Raw genomic sequence first — 23,785 nt, forward strand, 5'->3', positions numbered from 1 at the left:
AAGCTGTGAATCAATCTTTCACTCCACCTAAGCGGTATGGAATAATGCTGCTGCTCCAATTAGGCCTACATCATCTTTGAGAGCGGCAGGTTCAATTGTAAAAGTACCCTTATAAGGATCCATGACAAATAGATCCGTCTTCTCCACCAGTGCAGGGAATAACAAATCTCCAGCCTTACTCACGCCTCCACCGATCACGATCCGATCAGGATTGAACGTATGTACTGCATTGGCTAGACCTAGTGCCATATAATGAATACTCCGGTCAATAACCTCGACGGCCACGGGATCGTTAAGTGCCATGGCTTCAAATACGTGCCGCGAAGTAATTTTTTCTCCATTTATATTAGCCAGTTCCGTAATCATCGACGGGCTGCTCTCCATACTTCGCAGCGCCATATCCCGAATCGCTGTGCCCGAAGCGAAAACTTCCCAGCAGCCGAATCTTCCACAGCTGCATTCCGTTCCGTTCGGGTCAATAATATTATGACCTAGTTCACCAGCAAATGAATTTTTGCCAAGAAGCAGCTTGCCGTCAATGACGATACCTGCTCCAATCCCTGTGCTAAAGGTAACATAAACCATGTTGTCTGCACCTTTGCCAGCACCTCGGACATACTCGCCCCAAGCCGCAGCGTTCGCATCATTCACTACCTTTACTTCAACGCCTAGCACCAACTCCATCCAGTGCTTCAGTGGGACATTATCCCACTCCGGAAGATTGGTGCCGTGAATAACGATCCCGTCCTGGCTATTTACAGCTCCGGGAGAAGCCAGACCCACTCCTGTGAGTGGTCGCCCTTCGGATACGGAGCGGATCATATCGATCATTCGCTGCACCACTTCTTTAGCGGTACGTGCCCCAGCCGTTTCCATCAATTCCCGTTTCAACACGGTCCCCTTTGAATCGAACAATGCTGCGGCAATTTTTGTGCCTCCTAAATCGATTCCAACTACGTAGCTCTCAACCTTCTGCATAACCCATTCACCTTTTCACTATCTATTATTAGCCGTTAGAATGAATACTCTCCGCTAACGCCCGTAAGGCTGCTGGATCGATTGGCGACAAAGCGTCTTTATCATAACGAACAGCCGACCCAAAATGCACTTCTGTTACTCCAGTCTGATGTATAAATGAAGTAATACCTTCCGGCTTCAGACCGCTTCCAGCCAGTATACTTACCGTTTTACCCCTTGATTCCTCGACTAGCTTCCGCATAGCAGGAATAGCTTCAGGTGCCGGACCTGGCCCGGCAGAAGTGAGTACACGCGTAATTTGCGGATACTTACAAAGCGTTCGATAACCTTCTATTTGATCCTTCAACTCATCAAAAGCACGGTGGAAGGTAACTTGCAATCCCTCGGTCAACGGCAATAATGTTTCAAGCGCTCGCTCGTCGATAGTCCCTTCCGGGGTTAACGCACCAAGCACAATCCCCGCCGCACCGCTGGCTGCAATTTGCTTTATCTCTGCTGCCATGGTCAAAATGTCATACTTTGAATAGCAAAAAGAACGGCTGTGCGGGCGAACCATAACAAACGCAGGAATGTTAACCGATTTGGCAACTTGTTGCACCAATCCTATCCCTGGTGTTAATCCGCCTTCCGTAATCGCAGTAATGAGCTCCAGGCGGTCAGCCCCGTTCGCTTCTGCTGTAAGGGCATCGTCCATACAGGTAGCGATGACTTCCAATCTCATAACTTCCCTCCACTCTTCCGGTTGTTATTGTTGTGCCTGTTTCATAACATAATCAGCGAGCAGTCGAGCACCATAGCCCGTTGCTCCAGCTTCTGAATACCCCACATCCTGTTTGTACTGAACCGTCCCAGCCATATCAATATGGACCCAGCTCAGCGATTCCGCTACAAAGCGCCGTATAAAAAGCGCTGCTGTAATCGCACCTGCAAAAGGTGAAGTACTAACGTTGCGCAGATCAGCGTAATTGCTTCGAAGATCGACTTCGTATTCATCCATAAGCGGCATGGGCCACAGTCGTTCTCCATTGCGCTCACCGATTTCGACGAGGCTCTGCGTCATCTCTCCATCACCCCATATGCCGGCGATACCTAATCCTAACGCTGCGCCAACATTTCCAGTAAGTGTTGCAATATCAATGACCTTAGTTGCCCCGATATTTGCTGCATGAATAAGAGCATCCGCGATAATAAGCCGCCCCTCGCCATCCGTATTTGCAACCTGAACCGTCAGCCCATTAGGATAGCGTATAACAGACGATGGCAGCATTGCTTCAGCATCAGGTACGTTATCAACAACTGGGATCAATGCGGTCACATTTACATGAGCTTGATTCCGTACTAAAATATCCAGCGCGCCAATAACAGCTGCTGCGCCACCCATATCCATACGTGCATCGCTAATATCACTTGCGGTCTTAACATTCATCCCACCCAAATCGAAGGTAACACCTTTACCCACCAATGCCAGCATTGGCAATTCAGGGTTACTCTCATAGCGAATTTCAACGAGGGCTGGGGAGTGTTTACTGCCTGCTCCAACCGCCAGCAACCCATTCATCTGTAGGTCAACCAGCTCCTGCCCCCGGTAGACATGAACTTTCACTGCTGCGTTATCACGCTCGAAATATTCGACCATCCATTCTGCGAACCGATCCGAATTTAGAGTCCCGGGCACCTCATTCACCAGATCGCGAGCAACCACTGCTCCTTCAGCGCGCATGCGGCCAGTACTTAGTACAACTTCCAGTTCAAGCTTAGTCAGTTCAGGCCAATCAGCTGTCTGGAGCAGCAAATCAACTGAAATGTCTATTTTAGTAACACCACGATAGGTTTGAAAACGATATAATCCGAGAAGCCAGCCTTCAATCCATGCTTGAAGCTCATCCGCAGCGGAAATATTACTTTCTGCTGTCCTACGAACAAATGAAGCTGAATTTCTTCCTTCTCTTAGGGCTGTACGGGCGGCAGATCCCGCTGCTCGGCGAACTTTCTCAAGCGTAAGAGCCCGGCGTTTTCCCATTCCAATAGCTATCACATCGGACTCTTCCTCAGAGCGAGCATATAACCATGTCACACTGCCACTCTGTTTGTGAGCTTCTCCCAGCCGAAGAGGAAAAGGCTCCTCTTCATAGGCTAAGTAGATAAGCGTATCCGCCCCATTAGCGGAATCGAACAAGATATTCATAGCTGTCCCTTCTTTTCCGTAAAGTGTACTCACATTTTAAATTATCGTTCTAGTTTCAACATTTCTTCATCAAACAGATGACAAGCGAGCTCATGACCTGGTTCAACTTCCCGGAATACAGGCACATGTTGCTTACAGATTTCCATACAGGAAGGGCATCTTGTATGAAAACGACAGCCCGTCGGCGGATCAACGGGACTTGGAAGATCCCCTTTTAGAATAATGCGTTCCTTCTTCAAGCTTGGATCGGGCACGGGAACTGAAGATAGCAGCGCTTGGGTGTAAGGATGCAAGGGACGGTCATACAATGTATCCTTATCAGCCGTCTCCACAAGAGAACCCAGATACATAACCCCAATTCGATCACTAATATGCTCGACCACACTGAGATCATGAGAGATGAATAAGTACGTCAGGCCATATTCCTCCTGCAAGTCCTGTAACAGATTCAACACTTGGGACTGAATCGATACATCCAGCGCTGACACGGGTTCATCCGCCACAATTAGACTTGGGCGAACGGACAGAGCCCGGGCAATCCCAATCCGTTGCCGCTGTCCACCGCTGAACTCAAACGCGAATCGCTCGGCGTGGAAACTGTTCAATCCAACGGTCTCTAGCAGTTCGCAAGCTAGTTTATCCCGTTCTTTAGAGGACAGCTTTGTATGAATAAGCAGGGGTTCGGCGACAAGATCCTTCACCTTCATGCGGGGATTAAGTGAAGCATAAGGGTCTTGAAACACCATCTGCATATCTTTGCGCAGAGGCCGCATTTGGTTGTCTGAGATATGGCTAATATTTTGTCCCTTAAACCATACTTCTCCATGATTGGGTTCCAGTAAGCGAGTCACCAGCCTGCCCGTAGTCGATTTCCCACAGCCACTTTCACCTACAAGGCTGAACGTTTCTCCCTTACGAATGGCGAATGAAATCCCATCAACGGCGTGTAAATATTTAGTCGTTCCGAAGAAGCCCTTCTTCACAGAAAACAACTTCTTCAAACCCTTAACCTCAATTAATGGAGTCTCTTTCATAAACATCCCGCTCCTTCCGTGTCCTCCTGCTGTGTAAGCCAACAACGGCTTTTGCGCTCTAGCCCCTCAATCGGAAGTAGCTCAGGTTCTTGCGACAGACAACGCTCCATGGCAAATTCGCAGCGTGGCGCAAACTTACAGCCGGCAGGCATTTGTGAAAGGTCTGGCACATTCCCTTTTATAGACTCCAAGCGATGTACATTCTGGCGCAGCTTAGGTACCGATTGAATCAATCCCTTGGTATACGGATGTTGCGGTCTGGCGAACAGCTCCTGAACAGAGGCTTCTTCCACCACACGACCTGCATACATAACAACTACCCGGTCACATAATTCGGCAACTACTCCAAGATCATGGGTAATGAGCAGCATTCCCATATCCTGTTCATCTTTCAACTGCTTCATCAGATCAAGAATTTGCGCTTGAATCGTTACATCGAGTGCGGTCGTGGGTTCATCGGCAATCAACAGCTTTGGATGACAAGACATGGCCATTGCAATCATAACCCGCTGTCTCATCCCCCCGGATAGTTGATGCGGATATTCATCGATTAATTCCTCTGCGCGAGGGATACCTACAAGCCGCAACATATGAATGGCATGCTCACGAGCCTTCTTGCGCCCATAACCCAAATGCAGCCTAATCGGCTCTGTTAATTGCAGCCCAATCCGCAGCACTGGATTAAGAGAGGTCATCGGCTCCTGAAAAATCATTGCCAGATCATTTCCCCGGATTTGGCGCATCTCCTTCTCAGAAATCTTCGTCAAATCCTTTCCTTCAAAACGCACAGAACCTTCAGAAATTCTGCCCGGCGTATCTTTAAGCAACCGCATGATCGATAATGAGGTTACACTTTTGCCACAACCAGATTCACCAACCAGGCCTAGCACTTCACCTTTTTTAATAGCAAAGTCTACCCCCGCAACCGCAGTTATACTTCCATCGCCGCGTTTGAACTCCGTTTTCAGCCCTTGTACATCCAACAAATGTTGAGTCATGTCTTGTCCCTCCTTAGTTTTTCATTTTGGGATCAAGAGCATCACGCAGTCCGTCCCCGACCAGGTTAAATGCAAGTACTGTTAAAAAGATGGCTATCCCCGGAAAATAAACGATATGTGGAGCAATACTTAAATAATCACGTCCCATACTTAACATTGCGCCCCAATCGGGCTCTGTTGTTTTTGCACCCATTCCGAGAAAGCTCAATGATGCAGCGGCCAAAATCGCTCCGCCAATCTTCATGGATAGATTAACGATAATGCTGGGCACGGTCTCAGGAAAAATATGACGCCAAATAATCCGGCGATGCTTCGCTCCCATGGAACGAGCCGCTTCCACAAACAATGTTTCTTTCGCAGACAGCGTTACGCTCCGAATAATTCGGGCGAACGATGGAGTACCAAAGACTGCAACTGCGATAACAACGTTGGATAGACCCGGACCGAGAATGGCGACGATCCCAATGGCAAGCAGCAAGTCAGGAAAAGAAAATAGTACATCACTGCCACGCATAATTATCCGATCTAGCCAACCGCCATAATATCCGCTTAACAGACCTAGGATAGTTCCAAGTACACCTGCGATTAAGACGGAACTGAGACTGACCGCTAAGGTTAAGCGAGTACCATCAATCAGACGGCTTAGAATATCACGGCCATATTCGTCTGTCCCGGCCCAATGCGCAGCAGAAGGACCTGCCATAAGAGCATCGTAGTTTGGTTCATCAGGATTATACGGGGTCAGAAATGGCCCGAAAATTGCAATTAGGAATAGCAATATAATAAAAAATGCGGCCACAAGGGGCATCTTTTGTTTACTGAACTTACGTAAAAAAACACCCATACGGCCTTTTGTTTTCTCCGGGGCCAGTACCTCTCCGGGTAATGGAGATTTTGCTCCCATCACCGCCGAATTGTCACTCATGATATCCCTCCTGATCCTAAATTCACCCTATAAATCTATTGAAATTCTGCTTCTTAGTCGCATTAGCTACTGAGAAAACCTTATTTTCGGATTAAGTACGCCATACAATAAATCTACTAATAGATTGATAAGAATAAATTGTGTAGCAAACAGAAGCAGTAAGGCTTGAATGACTGTATAATCCCGGAACAAAATGGAGTCTACTAGCAGCCTGCCAAGACCCGGAATACTGAATACCGTCTCAACCATTACAGAGCCGCCGAGCAGGAACCCAAACTGAAGCCCAGCTACGGTAACCACCTGAATCAAAGAGTTGCGCAGCGCATGCCTGCCGATAACAACATACTCGCGTAAGCCTTTTGCACGTCCTGTACGGATATAATCCTCCCGAAGGGTCTCCAGCATAGATGACCTAGAATAACGGGCCAACATAGACATAATTCCCATCCCGAGTGTAATGGAAGGAAGAATATAGGACTTCCAGGAATCAACACCACCCGTTGGAAACCAACCAAGCTCTACCGAGAAAATTTGAATGAGTACCAAGCCTAACCAAAATCCAGGAATAGACATCCCTGAAATGGCTGTCAATGTCCCTAAATGATCCGGCCACCGATTGCGATAAACGGCTGAAACCACGCCAATTAGAAGACCAATAATTAGAGCCCAGGCCATACTAAGAAAAGTCAGCCACAACGTAGGCATTACTCTGCTTTCCAGCATGTCAGTAACCGGGATCCCTGAACGGATCGAATTGCCCAGATTACCACTTAGCAGATCACCCATGTAGTTTATGTATTGCTTCCACAAAGGCAGATTGAGACCCAGCTGCTCCTGAATTCCACGAATCTCTTCAAGCGTGGCATCTTTACCGGCAATAAGTCGGGCTGGATCGCCTGGGATTAAGTGAATAAACAAAAAGACAAGCACCGATACAATGAACAACAGCGGAATAACCCCGAGGAGTCTTTGTAAAGCATATCTACCCAACTCATAAGCCCCCTTCAGTATCGACAAATGATTTAGTGAGGCCGCTTCCCACCATACTACAGAAGCGGCCTCGTTCATTTCTTGGGATATTAAACCTAACGTTTGTTTAGCATTATTTCACTTCTGCATTCAGGACATTAATGGAACCATCCGGGAAGACCTTAACTCCTTCCAGATACGATCTTTTGCCTGAGATGATTTGGTCGACGCCCATGAATGCCCATGGAGCATCTTCCCAAATTGTTTTTTGAATATTGCCATAGATGGATTTAGCCGCTTCTGGATCAACAGATTTATTCGCCTCAGCGATCCATTTGTCTACATTTTCATTTTTGTAATAGGCTGTATTTGAGCCAGCAGGCGGGAACATTTCACTACTGAACAACCCTCTGGTTGCACCATCTGCATCACCTGAAGACGGAGACCAGCTGACATACCACATTTGAATTTTTGCTTCTTCTGGTGTCTTAGCAGAGTTAATTTGGTCGGACAATGTGCCGCCTTCCATGGATTTCACGTCTACCTTAATCCCTACAAGTGCTAGCTGTTGCTGAATAAATTGCATACCCTTCATAGTTTCGGATTCATTTTCACCCCAAATTTCGGTTTCGAATCCATCAGGATATCCTGCTTCAGCAAGCAATTGTTTAGCTTTTTCAATGTCATAGTCATAACCTGTTTGCGGGGAATAGTATTGTGTTTTGGAAGACATCGTGGAATCAAGCTTAGCACCAAGACCCGATTTCACAACTTTGATATAAGCTTCTTTATTGATAGCATAGTTAATGGCTTGACGAACCTTCACATCATCGAAAGGTTTTTTCATCGTATTCAACGTTACATAACGGACGATTGTCGAATCGATGGTATCTACAGTAATTCCTTCAAGACCTTCAACCTCAGATACTTGCTCCGTTGGCATTGGATAAATAAAATCTGCCTCGCCGGTTTTTAGCATGGCTATCCGTGATCCATTCTCTGGCACAGGTCTAAAGGTCACACTATCCACTTTTGGCAAGCCCGCTTGCCAGTAATCAGGGTTCTTAACGACAACCAAGCGGTCGCCTTGCACCCATTCTTTGAACTTAAATGGTCCCGTCCCTACAGGATTTTTCGAAATATCGGTGCCATTTTTTTCTAAAGCTTTCGGACTAATAATAGGTGCCATAGCTACTTTATTTAAAAATGCGTTGTACGGCTCGCTGAGTGTAATAACCACGGTTTTAGCATCAGGAGTCTCCACTTTCGCTACCTTTGCGAAGCTTTTGCGCAGTCTCAGATTGTTCTTCTCATCTTGAATACGGGCGATGTTTACTTTAACCGCTTCAGCATTAAAGTCAGTACCGTCTTGGAATTTAACATTCTCTTGCAGCGTGAACGTGTAGACCAACCCGTCTTCACTTATGGAATGGCTTGCGGCAAGAACAGGAACCACGTTCATATTCTCGTCAAAACCCATCAGACCTTCGTACATCGTTCTGGCAGCGCTGATTGAATGCGTATCGCTTGCGTTATGAGGGTCCAGCGTAATAAAGTTAGAATTGATGGCAATTACAATGTCTTTATCATTCTTTGTAGTTGGGGTGCTAGTTTCAGTTCCACCAGCAGTATTGCCGTTTTGTCCCTCGTTGCTCGCTTTGTTGCCGCACCCTGCAGTCACTACTACTGTAATAAGCAGCAGCATGAACATTGACCATACTTTTCCTTTTGCTTTCATTTTTTACACTCCCCTATTCAAACGATGTATTAGAAAAGCTTCTAGTCCGATTAATCACCAAACTTGAAGATTATTCTTGACCTTATGCTCTAGATCTCCCATTGAAATACAGCACGGCGTTCGCCGACTACAGTACCGCCATCATTAACAATCGTGTTAGGCACGAGTGCATATAGGCGATCAATTGTGTCTTGATTGCTGTAACCAATACGTTCTAGAATCGATGCGATAATACATGGCCAGACTTGTTCTGATCCGTCGGATACTTTCAGTGATATACCCATTCGTTCCTTACGGAGTCCGATACCGTATACCCCTTTTGCTCCACCTTTAGCCGTCAGATTGTCATCCTTCAGGAGCTCTGAGCATACAAATTTCGTGTCAGCAATCATAACCGGGTTATCGTTCATAAGTTTTGCAATGACAGCGGCTGCGTTACGTATATCCGTATCCTCAATCAAATCGGGACACGCTAGCTTTAGATAGGAATAAGCGATTTTATGAAGCGGAAGTGCGAAGATAGGAAGTCCACAGCCATCAATACCTTGCGGGATGGACGCTTTGGGAACTTCAGCGATATAAGCCATCATCTCAAGAATCTCCTGTTGTACAGGATGGTTAGGATCGTAATAAGTGTTTATATCCCAACCCATATATTTGCTAAGGCCCATTAACCCTGCATGTTTGCCTGAGCAGTTATGAAAGATTTTACGAGTGGGCTCATTTGCCCGGTGACGTTCTGCTTTGGCTTCTTCATTCAGCGGGTATGTAGAGCAGCAATGAAGTGACTCTTCTTTTAATCCCATTTTCTGAAAAAGAGCTTCAAGCGCTTCAATATGGAAGGCTTCTCCCCGGTGTGAAGCGGTAAACAGCGAAGCTTCTTTACTTGTCAAACCATATACTTCATCGATCCGGCGTTTCATTACCGGCAAAGCTTGGAATGGCTTAGCAGCAGAGCGAAGATAAGTCATATGCTCCGGATCGCCTGCTTTGTACAAAATGTTGCCCTTCTCATCAACTACACTAACTGCACCATAATGCACATTCTCCAGCAGGCCACCACGATATTCTTCTACCAATGTTGTAAATCCCATCTGTACAACCTCCCCAGCAGTAGTTAATTTAATCTAAGGCAAAAAATCGATTTTGCGATAAAAGTCCCGATCCGATAATTACACCCTTCTCATTCAGCAACGAGCGATGAATCGTAAAGGAACCACGAAGCGGCTCCCAGGTAAAGCGAGAGAGGTACAGCTGCTCAACTTCTTCGTATATATCCGGGAATTTGTCCACGAGTTCTCCACTTAAAATCACGCTGTCGGGGTTATACATGCATACGACATTATTAATGGTGATGGCCATATACATGAGTGCACGGTCGATCAAGTGCATCGCCCATTGTTCTCCTGCATGTTTTGCTGCGAATAACTCCTCAATCGTACGGATCGGGCGAATCCGATTAGCTTCAGATAATAAAGAACTGATATTTATATAGGTCTGTAAACAGCCCGCTTTGCCGCACTCACACATCATTCCGTTAGGATCTACTGTCGTGTGCCCAATTTCACCCGCACTGTTCATCACCCCTCGATAAATCTCTCCCTCGAGAATCATCGCAGAGCCCACGCCCTGACCGAAACCCAATAATGCCGTACGGCTTGAGCCGACTGCGGCTCCTTTAAGATGTTCAGCAAGAGCCCTTACTTTCAGCTCATTGTCCACAGCGATTTCAAAACCTGTCAGCTCTTTCAAGCGTTTGGCTAACGGCACATTTTTCCATCCTAGCTGAACAGAGAAGACAACAATTCCTTCTTCGTTATTCACAATGCCGGGAAGTCCAACGCCAATACCCACGATACGTGTTCTGTCAATCACATGCTGCTGGAACAATTGCTCAATGGCTTCATGAATCCGTTCCAGCGTTCGATCCGGGCTTTCGTCTGGTGTACGGGGAAATTGACTACTGCAGATAAGCTGTCCTTGTAAGTCCACAATTCCAATAGACATAAGACTGCGATCCAGTTCAACGCCAACCGATAATACAGAAGCGTCCATCATACCTATTAACGTTGATTTCCGACCTAATCCTGATGATACCTGCTCTGAATCGAGTAAATATCCTTCCTCCGTCAACTCTCCGACAATTCGACTTACAGTCGTAGGACTCATACCAGTCTGTTTAGCAATAGAAGCGCGAGAAATCGGTTGTTGATTTTTTATAATTTCGAAAACCGTTAAACGATTTTGTCGCTTCATAAAATCCTGATCGTGCTTTTTCACGGGCATTCTCCTAATTATTTTCTCCAGTGCATTAATTGGATTAATAAACCACAAAAACAAGAAATTATTTGCAAATAAAGCGCTGATAATGTATTCTTTGATTTAAATTTTAATTTAGTTTCTCCAGTGATGGGATTAATAATAAAGGGTCATGGTTTATGTGTCAATATAAATGACATATTTTTTATTTAAAAATAAATGTAAGCGGTTAACGAAAGATAACCAACACAAAAACCACTCAATATATAACACAGACATAACATACAAGCCCATGAATTAGCATTTAATTTGAATCTTGAACCTATTAATTGGAATAGAAAGACTGAAAGTGGTATTTTGCTTGGATTAATGTGAGGGTGTGTGAATCGATGGTAAATTGAAGGTAACACTCGCATCAAAAGGAAACTCTCAAAAAGGAGGTAGCTTTTGATGCGAAGTGAGTTAGTTACATCGAAGGTGCTAAAAAATCATTGAAACTCAACGGTCTTAACCGCTGCGTCCTCTTGGATCATCGATAACAATTGTACTGGATTAAATGATTCAGGCAATCTTACAACGATTTCTACGTTTAATTCGGATTCTACACTGTTATTTTCAGCATGAAAACTTAGAACAGCGATTTTGTGTTCTTTAAGCAACTCTTGAATTCGGCCCATAGCGCCTTCTGTGTTAGCTAGACTTATAACGAGCTGTTGGGTTTTTGGTGCGGCCAGCCAGCTGTTACGACTGTGTAAGATCTTTTGCCCAAGTAAAATGATTATCGTTGCTCCTACGCCAAGAATATAAAGACCAGACCCTATAGCCATGCCCACTCCGGCTGTTGCCCAAATCCCTGCAGCAGTAGTGAGCCCTTTGACTGTGTGTCTTTGCATAAAAATCATTCCTGCGCCCAAAAAACCTACTCCGCTTACTACCTGAGCAGCTATCCGAGCGGGATCAAGAGAAAGATTAGGCCAATCCGCTTGATCCTGAAACCCATATTTGGAGATGACCATCATGAGTGCAGCACCTAAGGCCACAACAAAATGTGTTCTAACTCCAGCTTCTTTCATCCGGCTTTTGCGTTCATATCCAACTAATACGCCACAAATTCCCGCGCCAATTACACGAAGCAAATACTCAAACTCCATACCTTCACCTTCTTTCATCATGATATGTATGTTGGATTAGTACCACGTAGGATAAATTCGATAATCTATTTATTGTATCACAAACAAAAAACCATAATACGTCCTCTCGCATTATGGTTAACTCGCATTTTTTAATTTTATACTTCTTAGTTCGTATCGGAAGCTAACAAAGAGCAAATCTCCGCATCTACAAATCTACCTTTTTCAAAAAAAGATTCGCGCAACAATCCCTCATACTTAAAGCCCGCTTTCAAAAGAGACTTCTTGGAGGCAATATTAGACGGATCATAAAACGCCTCAATTCGATGGAGCTTCATATGCTCAAAGCCATACGCAATAATAGCTGTCAGGACTTCCGTCATCACACCCTGCCGCCAATAAAGTGGAGATAATTCATATCCAATCTCTGCTTTGAAATTTCTGTGCGCCCAGTTATGATATCCGCACGAACCCATCATTATATTATCCTCACGCCTGGCTATTCCCCAGCGAATACTTTGTTTGCCTTTGAAACGTTCATCCCATCTTTCGATAAGGTTGATCGCTTGCTGTATATCGGTAAAGCTATCCAGATCATAATACTGGGTCACTTCATCTTTTGAAAAATAATTATATATTTCTTTAGCATCATCCAGTGTAATTCTTCTCAAAATAAAGCGGTCTGTTTCGAGCACAGGAAATCCTTCAATGTTACCGATCATATTTTCCTTAAGTCTCCTCTCATTTCTCTAGTAGTACAGTTCGTCGTGGAAAGTGAAACTTCCTTTAGGATATAATGTATTTTATAAACTAGTGATTTTTTTCACCTTGTAATCATTTGTTCATATTGCGTTCTTAATTGCTTGATACACTTCAATCATAACGATAACTACAAAGGAGATATTCTTATGAAAAAATTGTATTACACGTCTTTTTTCTATGCAATTCTTGGTTTGATAGCCGGAGTGGCCTATCGCGAAATTACTAAAATGAATGATTTCACAGGAGATACTATATTAGTTGCGCTTCACACTCACATTCTAGTCTTAGGATTCTTTTTCTTTATTATTGCTATGATCTTAGACAAGTTATTTAATATCCATGAGGCTAAATCTTTTGGTGCATGGTACATTGTCTATAACATTGGTCTTCTAATCACGATTGGTGCAATGGCTACACGTGGAATGCTGCAAATTAACGGCAGTGATATTAGCTTCCTGCCCCATATTGCGGGGCTTGGTCACGCCATTGTTGGGGCTGGAATCATCTGGCTGCTTGTGCTACTCGGTAAACGAATTAAATAATACAGAAAGAGCCGCCAGGGTCACTCCAGCGGCTCTTTTAATTATCCCCTGCTTTCCGTTACGGAGCAATCCCCCATACGAGAGCATCACTTTGATAAAGCGTCACTTTATCCCAGTTAGTATAAGCAGTTTTAGTAGCATCAAAGGAGTAGTCATTGGCTTCGTTAAAATTAGTCCAATCTGATTTATATATTCTGAGTTGAATATCTCCGGACTGGCCTCCAGCTGGAATGGAACCAGCCGAAGAAGCAAACGAAAGTTCAACGTAAGTGTCTGCATTCGTGCCAGTGTAGTCTGCAAAGGCGACTTGAACATTATTATTGCCGATCTGTGCCCAATCAATTGTGCCATTTAACGTCTGATTACTATCTTTAGTGAAATAATAACGGATTTTAAGATCGCTTAAGTTCACTGCGGTTGTGCCGTTATTTTTAATATTAAAATAAGGTTTGATCTGATTGTCTGTCGCATTAGTATCTCCCGCCCGATACTGCAACGTCAGACTAGTTGCTGCCGGAACTTGTGGAACAGCACTCGCTTGTGCCGAATTCACACTCTCTCCTGTACTATTGGTTGCGCTTACAACATAGTAATAGGTTGTTCCGTTCGTTAAGCCCGTGTTAATGTAGCTCGTTGCCGTTAGCCCTGTTGCTACAGTGGTATACGGCCCTCCGCTTGTGGTTGCACTTTTCACAGTGTAACTAGTCGCACCACTGGATGCACTCCAGCTCAGGTTTACTTTTGCATCTCCTGCTGTCGCTACCAAATTGGTTGGCGCCGCGGGAACAGTCGCCACTGCTGCTGGAGCCGCACTCGCTTGTGTAGAATCCGCACTCTCTCCCACACTATTGGTTGCGCTTATAACATAGTAATAAGTTGTTCCGTTCGTTAGGGCGGTGTTAGTGTAGCTCGTGGTCGTTAGCCCTGCTGCTACAGTAGTGTACGGGCCTCCGCTTGTGGTTGCACTTTTCACAGTGTAGCTAGTCGCACCATTGGATGCGCTCCAGCTCAGGCTTACTTTCGCATCTCCCGCTGTCGCTACCAAGTTAGTGGGTGCCGTCGGAACAGTCGCCACCGCCGCTGGGGTCGCATTCGCTTGTCCCGAATTCACACTCTCTCCTACACTATTGGTTGCGCTTACAACATAGTAATAGGTTGTTCCGTTCGTTAAGCCTGTGTTGGTGTAGCTCGTTGCCGTTAGCCCGGTTGCTACAGTGGTGTACGGCCCTCCGCTTGTGGTCGCTCGTTTTACGGTGTAACTAATCGCACTGCTGGATGCCGTCCAGCTCAGGCTTACTTTTGCATCTCCCGCTGTCGCTACCAAATTAGTGGGTGACGCAGGAACTACAGTACCCCCTCCGTTACTCAGAGGAATTACAGGGTAAGCATTCTGTACCAGCTGAACAAATTGATCATGGAACCAGTGGCCTGATACAGGCGCATTAGGTAATGCACCGGTCAGTGTGCCGCTTGAGCTGGTATAAGTCGGATCACACATTCTGTCAAAGCCCTTGCCCTCATTATTTGGAATGGCGCTGCTGGAGCCGTCAGATTCTCCCGGAGGTTTCACCCAGACGAATGCATCCAAATGTGAGGCTGCATAACCTGCGGGTGCTGCTTGTGGAACTTCTCCAATTCCGGCGCCGCTGGCATTACACCAATTGCCGCGATGGAGACGTTTATCAATCCGACCGGAATCCGCATAAGCGTTAACGGTTGTTCCGCTTGCACTAGTCGGACGATTTGGTCCTCCCCACCCGTTACGGGAAGTATCAATAAGGAAGCCGATCGTGGAAGGCCAACCTTTTGCTACAAAACCTGAATACAAAGCTGCTGTGAAATCAGCTTCATCAAAATACGGATTCCATTCATAATAACTTGCAGAACGAAGCTGCTGGCTGCCTATCGTAAGATTCGGATCTGGAAGATTAGGTTCTACTAGTGGAGTGGTATTGGCTGTATTCGTAATGAATCCATCGACACTAGCAAGTCCAGCTGTAGTGCCTGACACAACCGAAGTAAAGAGGTCGATAGCGGGGCCACGGTTAGTATCCCATCCGAGCCAGCCAGAGTGACCAATATCCATGTAAGTATACACATTTGGAATGGCATGGAGAGCATTTAAAGTGTAACGTGTAGCATCACGGTAAATATTCGTGGAGTTAGCTTGAGCACACTGTGGTGTGCTGAGATTAGTAACTAGATTCGGAAGCGAGTCCGGCTCTACGATAGTCACTATCCGAATGTCACTATATTTGGGCTTTGCAAAAATACTGGCGATTACGTCAACATAATCTGATTTGTAGGTTGTCAAACCCGCTGCTGTCAGTGGCAGCTCGCCATTGGAGGCCAAAGCGTGGCAATCCCGCCCAGGCATATCATAAATTACGAATGTGGCTGTAATCGGCGTGTTTGGTTGCTTTTGCGCGAGTACGGAATCTAATGTTTCCTCAAGACTTTTTCTGCCTCCGTTTTCTGTCCCGCCATAAATTGCAGCAATTCGATCCAGCCATACGGCTGTCGGATATTTTTTAATGGTCTCCATCTTGGAAACTAAAGTACTATCGGTAACCTGAGCAATAGAGGTATCAATCAGTGCGGCATAATCAGGATTAACATATGCTGTAGCTCCTACAAACGGATTGTCAACATGCGCCTCACTGGCATACGTGGTAGAAGGAGCATATCCGGTGATAACTAAAGCCATGATCGTAAGCAATAACAACATTTGCTTCCTTAGTGCTTTTGTCATTTATTATTCTCCTTTCGACAATTAAATAAATTCGCAAATAATTTATTAATAGCCGCGCGATGCTACAATTGCAGTATTCACTCCTTTAAAGAATGGTCACCTCCTCTATGCCTTACCCGCACTCATCATCACCTCCCCTCCGTTTTAAAGATCTAACAAGAGCCTAAATCCTCTAACTATTTAACATAAATATAATTTTATTTAATTTATAGAAAATTATCCCTTTTCTTGAATACTACCATATCCTATTTTTAATTAGAAGATAGTAGATGAAATAAAAGTTTAATAATGAGACTATAAGAATATTTGTTTATAAACTGGTAAATGATACAATGTGGAAGTGACAAGGTATTTTGAATTTTAAGTATTTTCAAAGTAACGCTAACAAACCTTTAAGGAGTGAAAAAAATGTCCATCGATGTTTATCTTAATTTCAATGGGAATTGTCGTGACGCAGCAGAGTTTTACGCAGAGGTGTTTGGCACTGAACGTCCACAAATCATGACCTTTGGTGAAACACCACCCGATCCCAATTTCACTCTTCCTGAGGAAGCTAAAGATTTGGTTATGCACACCCGCTTGAATATCGAAGGCAGTAATGTAATGTTTTCCGATGTTTTTCCAGGCATGCCTTTTATCGAAGGAAACAATATTAGTCTTTCCGTAGTTAGTAAGGATTTAGATAACATAAAGAAATATTTCGATAAGCTTCAAGAGGGCGGTAAAGTAGTTATGGAACTGCAAGAAACCTTCTGGAGCTCTTGTTATGGTAGTCTAAAAGATAAATTCGGCATCGACTGGCAATTCAATTATGATGACGGACGAATAAATATGTAATAAAAAAACAACGGGCATGGAGTAACTAACCTCCTGCTCGTTGTTTTTTTGTTTTTCGCTTAAATTAGTCCATAATCAAATCGTACACACTAACCTTCCGAATTCGCCGGGCAACAAGCATAGACACCGCATAAGCGACTACTAGAATGGCTGCACACAATAGCAATACTTGAGGCAAACTAACCGCCAGTTGGACATTATAAATCCCTAAACTCGAGAGCAATAGTACAAACGCTGAGTCTGAGAAAAAATACCCCCCTATGCTCCCCAAAGCTACTCCCACCACAATCACCGGAAACAGACTAAAGGTAATCTGCGTCATCAGATTAAAAGTGGTATAACCCATTCCTTTAAGAATGCCGAACTCACGTTTTCGCTTCAGAATCAAAGTCTTAATCACTAAATACAAAATCAGACTGACTACTATAATCGTCACCACAGTGATGACTGCTGTCATAGAAGATACTGCGGCAGTGAATGTACTGAGCGTACTATCAACCGTTTCTCGAATGTTAGTAATGTTCCATTGCTTAGGGAAGCGTGCTTCCAGATCCTTCACAAAAGCTTGCGCATCTCCCCCCTCTTTCAGATACACATTGATGGACAGAGGGGTGTACTCCGGTTGAAGTCTTCTCATTCCATCACCGGTCATACTCGCCACCATTCCAAGTTGGCTAATCTGCTGGCTTAAGCCAGTAACCAAATAATTCTCCGTCACACCATTAAAAGTGATCGGGACCTCGTCCCCTATTTCTGAATTTTCCAACTTTGCAATAACACCGGAAATCACAATTTCATTATCATAAATTGGCTCTCGCCCTTTGTATATGGTTTGTGTCTCCAGCTTGCTATAATCGTCAGATACCCGGAGCATAAAGCTGGTGTTTTTAATCGAAGCGACCATGCTATCCAATACAGTCAACTTTTCAACCCCTGGCATGGCTTCTAATTCTGTAAACTTCCCCTGCTGTAGGTCACCGTTTTTCGGCAATAACAAAAAGTCGCTGCGTTCTATACCTACCAGTTCTATAACTGCTGAAGTGTCTCCCTTAAAGTTGAAATTCAATATAGAGCAAAAAATACTAGAAAAGGTTAATCCGGCAACGATCAATACGATCATCATATTCTGCTTCATCTGCCTTACTAAAGCTTTAAGGCTTAAGCTGAATTGCAGATTCATCCGGGATGTTTCGAGTGGAATTGGGTTCCGCTTAAAATTGTGAGTGAGAATTCCGCTCTGCAGAGCTGTAATCGGAGTAATGTTCCGAATTCGCCGGCTCGACAGATAGGTAACAAGTAGCACTAGTCCAGAGACAATAACCAAACTAAGTACTGCACTGCCCCCTTCAAAGGATATTGGCCACAGAAGTCCGATTGAAGACGAAATCATATTCCCTACCAACGGCATAACCAGCCCAGATAACCCGCCTCCCGGTATAGCTGCAATGATGGAAACTGAGGTGAACTGTAGCAGAAGCGCATTTTTAATCTGCCATGAAGTATAACCGTTAGCTTTTAAAATACCGATGTTCGTTAAATTGTCTTCAATATGCCCCAATATTTGAAACCTGATGACAATAAGCGAGATTAGAACCATAATCAGTGCAAATACGATTAAAATGGCTGCTAAAAGATTAACAAAAACACGGTTCCCTTCGAGCCCAACCTCTGCCCGCATGACTTGAAATTGATCCGTACTTCCTGAGGCAAAAATCCGCTCACTAAGCATTTGCTCCAGCTTTACATCCTTTGAAGGATCGGTTAAATCTGCTGATAGAAAGCTGTACTGAGCTTCAGTTCCAAGACGTTCCTCCAACTGTTTATAACCTTCATCATTCAAAAATACTTTTAAAGCTCCATTAGTTAACGTCCCTAGCAACGGCTCCTCAATAAAGCCACCTATGGTATAAGAAAATGAGTTATTATCGTATACAAAAGTAAAAGTATCCCCAAGGTTATACCCCGATCCAACATGGAACAAATAAGGCAGATAGATCATATTCGCATCCTTAGATCCTAGTGGAGTCGTTGTCTTGAACAGTCCCTTGGTCCGCGGTGTATCCATGTTAAGAATTATAAAAGCTACCGTAGTGTCCGTTTGTCCGTACTTCATTTTAGCATCTGCTAACAGAATTGCTGCTTCATTCTCCCAGGATTCTGTATATGAATAACTATCCACAAGCTCCTCATACTCTTCTAGATAATCATCTTTTGGAAAATATGCACTTATTTCTGGAGTCCTTAATTCAGTCATTTTTTCTTGCTGGAAGGAATTGAGCTTCAAAATGACCGTAAGACCAATGTTCAGCAGCAGCACAGCTATCATGATAAGAATGAAGAGCGTAACCGTAGCACTTTTTCTTTTACGAATATTGGACCAAGCTAATTTTCCTATTAGGCTGCTCATCCCTACCACCCCAATTCGGTTAGAAAGGACTGTAATTGCTGCTGCCGTTCAGGTCCGTTATCTTCGCTATAAGGGGTAAGACGCAAATCTCCCACGATGACTCCATCCCGCAAATACAATATCCGATTTCCACGCAACGCGGTTTTAAGATCATGAGTAACCATAATTATACTTTGCCCTTGTCTATTCACCTCAGTAAGGACGCGCAGTACACCTATTCCTGCTGAACTATTTAACGCACCCGTCGGCTCATCGGCGAAAACCGCTTTTGGACTGTTGATCAATGCCCGGATAATCCCCGCCCGCTGAGCTTCGCCACCTGAGATTTGCGCCGGAAACTTGCCCCAGACAGAGTCATCCAGACCTACATCAGAGAGTAGCTTTTTGGCTTTTTTTACAGCCCCTGCTCTATCCTTTTGTACAAGAAAAGCACTTGATAATACATTATCGAGGACACTCATCGTATCCAGTAGATGAATCTGCTGAAACACGAACCCACAATTCTTCCGCCGGAATATCGCAAGCTGATCATTACTCATGGCTGTGATATCCTGACCTTCAAATAGAACCTCTCCAAGTGTTGGCTTATCCATACCCGAAATGGCATACAGCAGTGTTGATTTACCAGAACCAGAGCTGCCCATGATAATCGTAAAATCACCATGATATAAGGTCAGATCCAGATTTTTCAAAACATGCTGCTGAGTTCCTCCATGGGAGAAGGTTTTTCCAAGCTTATTAGTCTGCATCAGCACTTTATTATTCACTTCGCTCATGTTGAACACTCCATTTACATTCATGCTCATTAATTGCGCTAAAAAAAATCATAGCTCTACGCGAAATATAATGGCTGCAATCACAAACTCATTCGTAATTGCAACCTTATCGTACGTTAAATGTTCTTAACATGTCTTTGTGCAATCCTTAGCTAATTCTTAATTCTGTCCTGCTAAAGGAATTAGCAGTTTGACTGTAAATCCGTCCTCCCGATTGGAGCACAGAATATCGCCTTGCATTTTTTGCATCATATAACGGGAAATGTACAGGCCTAGACCTGCACCATTCTGGCTCACGGCCAGACTGCCCCGAAAAAATTTATTGAATACTAAAGGCAGCTCCTCTTCAGGAACCCCGGGACCATAGTCCAGAATATCTACCTCCAGATAATGATCCGTGATCTCAAACTTAATATCTATGGGTGTGTCTGTGTAGGCATATTTGTAGGAATTATTCACAACATTATCGATCACCTGCTGCAACCGCAAGGGGTCCACCGTAATGAGACAGTCAGGCACAGACGCTGCTGAAATCCGTTCATAGAAATTTACATTATTTATAATTTGGATCAGCAGGTGGCTTTGCTCTTCCGTTAAGCTGACTTTAAGTTCATTTAGTTCCTCCAAGGTCGAATGGAACATATCAGTCACCAGACGATCAATCTGATCTGCTTTGGAGTACAAAGTGTTAAGCTGTCTGCCGGTCTTCTCATCCCTTGCGCTTAATAACATCAGTTCCGTGATCGCCTTTAACGAAGCAACGGGTGTTTTAATGTCATGACTGAGACTAGCAACCAGTTCCTTTTTACTTTTATTCGCCAAATATTCGCTGTGTCTAGCCGCTGCAAGCTCTTCCCGCATCATATCAAAGCTTTCGGTAAAAGCACCAAACAGATGATTACGATCCATCTCCAGCGGCACTTCCAGATCACCTCTCGCGATATGCTTCGCGAATTGCTGCATTTTGCGGAACGGACGGAGAACCGATCGATTCAGGAACCAAATATAGAGAACGCCTAGAACCGTAAGCAGAAGCAGCATCACAATAGAAACTTGTATAAATTGTTTTTTCATATGTATAAAGATCGCACGGTAATCATTATTAATAATCACCTTCCCCACCATCTTATCCTGAACAAAAACGTCCACTAGAGTATCCCGATTATTGATGGCTTCGTTAACAGTAACGGAAATCGCATTTCCCGTCTGATATTTAAGTACTCCCGTGGTATCTATAATGGCAAATTCATAAGGACTTTCCTTGTACAGCTTCGGATCAAGCTTGTCCCAGTTCTGTTCCGTGAGCTTCACAATGGTATTGATCGCCACTCTATCTGTTCCTGTCTCCACCTGCAAATTAAGAATTAGGAAGGTGAGCGCTAAACTTGCGGCAAATATAGTAAGCAGAAGGGCCAACAGCAGTTTTTTTGTCATAACTATTTGTCCTCAAAAGCATAACCGATGCCCCATACTGTACGGATGTACTGAGGATCATTAGGATTCTGCTCAATCTTCTCACGTAGATGACGGATATGTACATTTAAGGTGCCATCCCCCGCAAAAACATCTCCCCATACCTCAGTAAATAACTCCTCTTTGGGGATTACCCTATTTTTCTGCTGAATCAAATAGCTGAGCAATTTATATTCCATCGTTTTCAGCTTGAGAGCTACGCCATTAAGACTTGCCCTCCTAAGTTCGGGGTCTATCTGGATAGGGCCGGCTTGGAGGATAGCTGCCTCAGCTATAACTTCGTTATTGTGGCGTTTAAGCACCGCCTTCACCTTTGCGAGCAGCACTCGCAGGGTATACGGCTTATGAATATAGTCATCTCCTCCGATATCAAGAGCAATCAATACATCATCTTCACTCGAGCGGGCACTAATAAACAAGATAGGAATCCCCATCGTCTGACGCAGCTCTTTGCATAACTGGAAGCCGGATTCACCGCCTAAATTAATATCTAGCAGTAACATTGAGACCTGATGCTCACGTAAAAAGCTTCGACAGGCATCAGCGCTTGTAACAAACGCGGTTTGAACATCGAACAAATTAAAATATTCGCAGGTGGTCTCCGCAAGTTCAGTTTCATCATCAATAATTAAACAATCATATCTCATGGATTTCTCTCCGCTTCAACAGAATTTAGTATTATGTTAGAATATGCCTTTAAGGAGGGGTTACCTGTGGATAAACAATCCCAGCGTCTGGAGCAATTTTTAGATAAATACGAACAAAGCTGGCCATTGAGCGGCACAGTCTTGATAGCTCAGCATGGAGAAATCAAGCTACAAAAAGCATATGGGTATGCGAATCTTGAACATCAGGTCCCGAACGCTATAGATACCAAATTCCGGATCTGGTCGCTAACCAAGTCATTCACTGGCATGGCGATTCTGATGCTAAAAGAACAAAAACGTCTGCGACTGGAAGATCCGATCTTAAAATATCTTCCTGAACAGCATGCATTCGAGGGGATGACCATCCTTCATCTGCTGGGGCATACCTCGGGTATAGCCAACTACACTTCTCTACCCGAATATAATCAAAAATTAAATAAACTGAAGCTGACTCCCTTGGAGATGTTACAGCTATTTGTGAGTCAACCGCCTGCATTTATGCCTGGCACATCGTTTTCCTATAATAATTCAGGCTATTATTTATTGGGGATGATCATTGAAAAGATTACTGGCATGACATTTGAAGATTATATCACTACTTTTATATTACAGCCTCTTGGCATGGTAAATACAGGAGTTTATAACAATCAGCAAATCATTTCAAAATTAGCCTCACCTTATCATTCCTCATGGGGAGAGTATACTCAGGGTGAATACATACATATGAGCTCTATCCTGTCAGCGGGTGCCATGTATTCGACGGCTGCTGATCTTTTCCTGTGGGATCAAGCGTTATACTCCGATCAATTAGTGTCTCACGATACCCTGGAGATGGCTTTTCATTCAAGTAATCTCAAATATCGATTTGGTTGGTTCTTGGACGAACGTTATGATCGCAAAAGAATGTATCACGGTGGCGCTTATCGCGGCTTCCGAAGTGAAATGCACAGATATCCAGAAGAGCAGACAACCGTCATCATGTTGACCAATTATGATTGTGTCCCCATTACCAAGTTAACGGAATCTCTATCTGGATTAGTATTCGGTGAGCCTGCCCAGATACCGATATTCCCGCAAGCCTTCCCACTTGATGATAGCATGTATGCTGAATATATGGGGACCTATGAGGGATTTGGCTGCAAAGCGAGCGTGGAGCGTAGGGGCCAGGACTATTATTTTGTCTGGAATGATGAAGAGGTTACACCGTTCTATCCTATCTCAGAAACAAGATTCCATCATACCAAGCATGACAGTGAATTTGAATTTAAACGAAATGAACAGGGTGAGCTTTCATTTCTGGGGATGAAAAAAACAAACGAGTGCCGCAATAGCCATAAAATAGCTACTGGGCACCCGCCTTTTTTCAGCTAAGG

At 44.3% G+C, this 23,785-nt stretch carries 20 protein-coding genes; 3 read left to right on the plus strand and 17 right to left on the minus strand.

What is annotated here, in order from left to right:
* Positions 1-27: 27 nt before the first annotated feature.
* From MHH46_RS20515 to MHH46_RS20570, 12 genes are all read right to left on the minus strand, one after another.
* A complete protein-coding gene (locus tag MHH46_RS20515; RefSeq protein WP_076190554.1) occupies positions 28-978 on the minus strand; it encodes an ROK family protein in 951 nt (316 codons plus the stop codon).
* A gap of 28 nt (positions 979-1,006) precedes the next feature.
* A complete protein-coding gene (locus tag MHH46_RS20520; protein WP_076183112.1) occupies positions 1,007-1,699 on the minus strand; it encodes a copper homeostasis protein CutC in 693 nt (230 codons plus the stop codon).
* 24 nt (positions 1,700-1,723) lie between these two features.
* Positions 1,724-3,163, minus strand: coding sequence for a M17 family metallopeptidase (locus MHH46_RS20525; RefSeq protein ID WP_076190552.1), 1,440 nt, complete (start codon positions 3,161-3,163; stop codon positions 1,724-1,726).
* Positions 3,164-3,204: 41 nt separating this feature from the next.
* The gene (locus MHH46_RS20530; protein WP_139332068.1) at positions 3,205-4,197 is read right to left on the minus strand and encodes an ABC transporter ATP-binding protein; all 993 of its coding nucleotides are present in this window, start codon (positions 4,195-4,197) and stop codon (positions 3,205-3,207) included.
* Positions 4,194-5,195 (minus strand): ABC transporter ATP-binding protein, encoded by a 1,002-nt coding sequence (locus tag MHH46_RS20535; RefSeq protein ID WP_076129893.1) that lies wholly within the window; start codon positions 5,193-5,195, stop codon positions 4,194-4,196. Before MHH46_RS20535 ends, MHH46_RS20530 begins: the two co-directional genes overlap by 4 nt.
* Before the next feature lie 13 nt (positions 5,196-5,208).
* Entirely contained in the window at positions 5,209-6,039 is an 831-nt protein-coding gene (locus MHH46_RS20540) for an ABC transporter permease (protein ID WP_370510612.1), read from the minus strand.
* 147 nt (positions 6,040-6,186) lie between these two features.
* Positions 6,187-7,110: an ABC transporter permease subunit gene (locus tag MHH46_RS20545; protein WP_036689023.1), complete on the minus strand. Its 924-nt coding sequence runs from the start codon at positions 7,108-7,110 to the stop codon at positions 6,187-6,189.
* Positions 7,111-7,222: 112 nt separating this feature from the next.
* The gene (locus tag MHH46_RS20550; RefSeq protein WP_076190550.1) at positions 7,223-8,827 is read right to left on the minus strand and encodes a glutathione ABC transporter substrate-binding protein; all 1,605 of its coding nucleotides are present in this window, start codon (positions 8,825-8,827) and stop codon (positions 7,223-7,225) included.
* 89 nt (positions 8,828-8,916) lie between these two features.
* Entirely contained in the window at positions 8,917-9,921 is a 1,005-nt protein-coding gene (locus tag MHH46_RS20555; protein WP_076190548.1) for an asparaginase, read from the minus strand.
* A gap of 28 nt (positions 9,922-9,949) precedes the next feature.
* Positions 9,950-11,107, minus strand: coding sequence for an ROK family transcriptional regulator (locus MHH46_RS20560; protein ID WP_076190546.1), 1,158 nt, complete (start codon positions 11,105-11,107; stop codon positions 9,950-9,952).
* Positions 11,108-11,574: 467 nt separating this feature from the next.
* Positions 11,575-12,258, minus strand: coding sequence for an MgtC/SapB family protein (locus MHH46_RS20565; RefSeq protein WP_244886359.1), 684 nt, complete (start codon positions 12,256-12,258; stop codon positions 11,575-11,577).
* Between the two features lie 125 nt (positions 12,259-12,383).
* A complete protein-coding gene (locus MHH46_RS20570) occupies positions 12,384-12,938 on the minus strand; it encodes a GNAT family N-acetyltransferase (protein ID WP_076190544.1) in 555 nt (184 codons plus the stop codon).
* A 186-nt stretch (positions 12,939-13,124) separates the two neighbouring features.
* Between MHH46_RS20570 and MHH46_RS20575 the strand changes: the two genes are divergently transcribed.
* Positions 13,125-13,520: a DUF2871 domain-containing protein gene (locus MHH46_RS20575; protein WP_076129897.1), complete on the plus strand. Its 396-nt coding sequence runs from the start codon at positions 13,125-13,127 to the stop codon at positions 13,518-13,520.
* A 58-nt stretch (positions 13,521-13,578) separates the two neighbouring features.
* On the opposite strand, the gene MHH46_RS20580 is transcribed toward MHH46_RS20575, so the two are convergent.
* Positions 13,579-16,272, minus strand: a complete 2,694-nt coding sequence (locus MHH46_RS20580; RefSeq protein ID WP_076190541.1) for a glycoside hydrolase family 6 protein — start codon at positions 16,270-16,272, stop codon at positions 13,579-13,581.
* Between the two features lie 408 nt (positions 16,273-16,680).
* On the opposite strand from MHH46_RS20580, the gene MHH46_RS20585 reads away from it, so the two are divergent.
* A complete protein-coding gene (locus MHH46_RS20585; RefSeq protein ID WP_076183122.1) occupies positions 16,681-17,109 on the plus strand; it encodes a VOC family protein in 429 nt (142 codons plus the stop codon).
* Between the two features lie 64 nt (positions 17,110-17,173).
* Here MHH46_RS20585 and MHH46_RS20590 read toward each other — a convergent pair whose 3' ends face one another.
* The 4 genes from MHH46_RS20590 to MHH46_RS20605 all read right to left on the minus strand — a co-directional run bounded on the left by MHH46_RS20590 (position 17,174) and on the right by MHH46_RS20605 (position 22,412).
* On the minus strand, positions 17,174-19,516 hold the full coding sequence (locus MHH46_RS20590; RefSeq protein WP_076190538.1) for an ABC transporter permease: 2,343 nt from the start codon (positions 19,514-19,516) through the stop codon (positions 17,174-17,176).
* Positions 19,517-19,518: 2 nt separating this feature from the next.
* Positions 19,519-20,322: an ABC transporter ATP-binding protein gene (locus MHH46_RS20595; protein ID WP_405132509.1), complete on the minus strand. Its 804-nt coding sequence runs from the start codon at positions 20,320-20,322 to the stop codon at positions 19,519-19,521.
* A gap of 129 nt (positions 20,323-20,451) precedes the next feature.
* Positions 20,452-21,726: a HAMP domain-containing sensor histidine kinase gene (locus tag MHH46_RS20600; protein ID WP_076190536.1), complete on the minus strand. Its 1,275-nt coding sequence runs from the start codon at positions 21,724-21,726 to the stop codon at positions 20,452-20,454.
* A gap of 2 nt (positions 21,727-21,728) precedes the next feature.
* Entirely contained in the window at positions 21,729-22,412 is a 684-nt protein-coding gene (locus MHH46_RS20605) for a response regulator transcription factor (protein WP_076129903.1), read from the minus strand.
* Between the two features lie 66 nt (positions 22,413-22,478).
* On the opposite strand from MHH46_RS20605, the gene MHH46_RS20610 reads away from it, so the two are divergent.
* A complete protein-coding gene (locus MHH46_RS20610; protein ID WP_076190533.1) occupies positions 22,479-23,783 on the plus strand; it encodes a serine hydrolase in 1,305 nt (434 codons plus the stop codon).
* The last annotated feature ends 2 nt before the right edge of the window (positions 23,784-23,785 follow it).

Origin of the sequence: Paenibacillus sp. FSL H8-0175 (genome assembly GCF_045040615.1) — a bacterium.
In the GTDB taxonomy this organism is placed as follows: Bacteria; Bacillota; Bacilli; order Paenibacillales; family Paenibacillaceae; genus Paenibacillus_AQ; species Paenibacillus_AQ odorifer.